Below are 3,024 nucleotides of genomic sequence, written 5' to 3' on the forward strand. Positions count from 1 at the left end.
TGATCAGCGTGGCCGGCAGGCACGGATAGTGCACGTGGTGCCCCGCGCCATGGCAGACATGGTGCAAGGTCGGCAGCCCATGCGCCTGGCGCTGGCGCACGACGATCTCGGAATACGCGGTGCTGGGCCAGAAACCGTCGTCCGACGCGCTGACCAGCATGATCGGGCCGGGATAGCGTTCCACCGGAATGCGGGCGCGCTCGAACGCGGCGGCATCGCGGCTGGCGCTGAGAAACGCATGGGTCTGCCGGTACGGCGGATCCGAGGCGTAGGCCGCCTCCCAGTCGGCGCTGGCGTTGTCCTGCCACAGGTGCGGCAAGGGCTCGCCGGCCTTGCGCCAGACCTGCGCGTTGCGTCCGGTGCCCGGCTCGCCGGCGCTGACCACGCCATGCGTGACGGGCGACGGCACGTAGGCCACCACCGCGCTCACCAGGTCGGGATAGTGCGACGCCACCAGCAATGAGGTCTCGCCGCCGCGGCTGATGCCGGACAGCGCCACGAAGCCGTCGCGCGGCTTGAGTTCGGCGCGGGCCCAGCGCAGCGCATGCTCGAAATACTCCAGCGGCATGTCGTTCAGGTACTTGGGCCGGCCGTCGTAGTTGAAGATGGCCAGCGCCAGGCACTGGTAGCCGCGGGCGGCGAACAGCGCGGCCCGCGGCGCGTTGACGCCGCCGGACGAGCCGTTCATGTAGATCACCAGCGGATGCGGGCCGGGCCCGGCGGGCGTGTAGAGCTCGCCCGACAGCGTCATGCCGCCGACCTGCTCGCGCACGGCGCGGTGCGTGACGCCCTCGGCCGCAAAGGTCTGCACCAGCCGCGCCGTGGCCTCGTGCCGGCCGTCGGTGGCGTGCAGGTCGGTCACCAGCGGCTCGGTGCGATCGGGCGGGAACACCACCCGGTCCATCTGCTCGCAGGTCATCGACCACACCAGTCCCATGGCGGACGGCTCGGCATAGCTGCCGGACACCGGGCAATCGCGCGCCAGGTCCAGGCTGCCGTCGTGGCCAGCCATGAACACCGCCTGCGAACGCCACGGCACGCCGCTCATCGACATGCGGGCCGTGACGGTGACGAAGGCGTAGGCGGGAAAGCCGTCGATGCGGATCTCGCGCGGCACGTCGATCAGCGCGGATTCGGGGCTGACGGTGATGCGGGCTTGTTCGGTCATGGCGCGTCCTCAGCCTTTCAGGTCGGTCTTGGGCACGTTGTTGGCGCGGATCACGCCGGCCCACATGGCGGACTCTTCGGCGATGACCCGGTCCAGGTCGGCCGACGAGGTGAACTCCACGGTCACGCCCTGCTCGGCGAACTGCTTGACCAGGCTGGGGTCGCGCGTGCCTTCGCGCACCGCGTTCTCCAGCGTGGCGGCGACCGCCGCCGGCATCGCCGCCGGGCCCGAGATCATCATGCGGGTGTACAGCTCGAAGCCATCGACGCCGGCCTCTTTCATGGTCGGCACGTCGGGCAGGCTCGACAGGCGCTGGTCGGCCGTCACCGCCAGCACCTGCAGCTTGCCGGACTGGATGTTGGCCAGCGCCGAGGTCGGGAAATCAAACGTGCTCTGCACCGTGCCGGCCATCAGGTCCAGCAGCGCCGGGCCGCTACCCTTGTACGGCACGTCCTGGAACTGGGTGCCGGTCCTGGACTGGAAGTGCAGCAGCGCCAGGTGGTTGATGACGCCGCGCCCGGCATGGGCGCAGGTGATGTCGCCGGGCTTCTTTTTCGCCAGCGCGATGAACTCCTGCACGTTCTTGACGCCCAGCGCCGGATGCACGATCAGCAGCATCGGCGACTTGCCCATCGAGCCGAGCTGCTTGAAGTCCGAGGCCTGGTACGGCAGGTTGTTGTAGAGCAAGGGGTTGAGGATCATGCCGTTGGTGCCGGCAAAGCCCAGCGTATAGCCGTCGGGCTCGGCCCGAGCCACCGCCACGGTGGCGATGATGGCCTGGCCGCCCGGCCGGTTCTCGACCACCACGTTGCCCTTGAGGATCTTGCCCATGCGCTCGGCCAGCGCGCGGGCGGCGATGTCGGTCAGGCCGCCGGGCGCGAAGCCGACCAGCAGGCGCACGGGGCGGGTGGGGAAATTGGCCTGGGCCTGGGCAAGCGCCAGGCGAGGCAGCAACGGCAGCGCGGCAAGCGCGCCCAGGGCGTGGCGACGGGTGAACGGCATAAGGCTCTCTCCAGACAGGCGCGCACGACGACCGCGCGACAGGCGGCCGCGCGAGCCATGCGATGAACAAGGGGGAAGGAAGCACAGGCCGCCCGCCGAACGGCGGGGGGTCTCAATGACGGTATCTTGTATGCAATATGGCGCGGGGGCTATCTAGGGATATCCCGGTGCGCGCCGGATGCCGTCAGAATTGCCAGCGCATTTCAATGCGGCCCGTATGGTCGCGGGCGGCGCTGGCGTACTGGCCCGCATAGGCCAGGCCGAGGGTGGCGCCGCGGCCGACGGCCAGGTCGGCCCCCACCTCCACCAGGGCGGCGTCGCGACTGATCGGCGCGCCGGTGACGGTGAAGGCCTGGCCAGCGTCGAAGGCCACGCGCGAGACCGGCGTCAGGTCGCCGAACGCATGGCGCCAGCCCAGGCCGGCCGACACCGAGCCGGCCAGCGTGCCCAGCGCCACGGTCTGCCTGCCCCGCAGGCCGAGCGTGGTCGTGGTGGTGTCGTTGCGGCTCGCGGCGCCCGACAGGGCCGCACTGCCGCCCGACTCGCTGAAACCGCGCACGCGCTGCCCGGCCCAGGCGACGCCGGCATAAGGTTCCAGCGTCAGGCCATCGGCGACGCCCAGGGCGTAACCCAGCTCGCTGAAGACCTGGGTGGTGTTGCCGCCGTAGTCCGCCGTCAGCGTCTGGTCCAGGCCCCCCGCGCCGATCTGGCGCCGGGTGTGGATGTCGTGCCAGGAATAGGCGGCGCCGGCCATCAGGTTGAGCTTGCCCGCGCCGACCGCGAAGGCCTTGCCGCCATACACGATCGCGCTGTAGCTGGAGATATCGGCGCGCGACGCCAGGTCGTCCACCGAC

3 protein-coding genes are annotated in these 3,024 nt (G+C 70.5%); all 3 read right to left on the reverse strand.

The genetic code is table 11. The annotated features are described in order from the left end of the window. Nucleotides 1–1,168 (reverse strand): alpha/beta fold hydrolase (locus AOZ53_RS04930; RefSeq protein ID WP_054487073.1); only part of this gene is annotated, 1,168 nt, incomplete at its 3' end. 9 nt (nucleotides 1,169–1,177) lie between these two features. After that, nucleotides 1,178–2,170 (reverse strand): Bug family tripartite tricarboxylate transporter substrate binding protein, encoded by a 993-nt coding sequence (locus tag AOZ53_RS04935; RefSeq protein ID WP_054478211.1) that lies wholly within the window; start codon nucleotides 2,168–2,170, stop codon nucleotides 1,178–1,180. A 184-nt stretch (nucleotides 2,171–2,354) separates the two neighbouring features. Beyond that, the coding region (locus AOZ53_RS04940) for an autotransporter outer membrane beta-barrel domain-containing protein (protein WP_156333274.1) at nucleotides 2,355–3,024 on the reverse strand (670 nt) is incomplete at its 5' end.

Origin of the sequence: Achromobacter sp. 2789STDY5608621, assembly GCF_001299375.1 — a bacterium.
Taxonomy (GTDB): Bacteria; Pseudomonadota; Gammaproteobacteria; order Burkholderiales; family Burkholderiaceae_B; genus Achromobacter; species Achromobacter insuavis.

Excerpts from the sequence above, each read along its gene's own strand:
- AOZ53_RS04935 (WP_054478211.1), bottom strand. The coding sequence starts at position 2,170 with ATGCCGTTCACCCGTCGCCACGCCCTGGGCGCGCTTGCCGCGCTGCCG.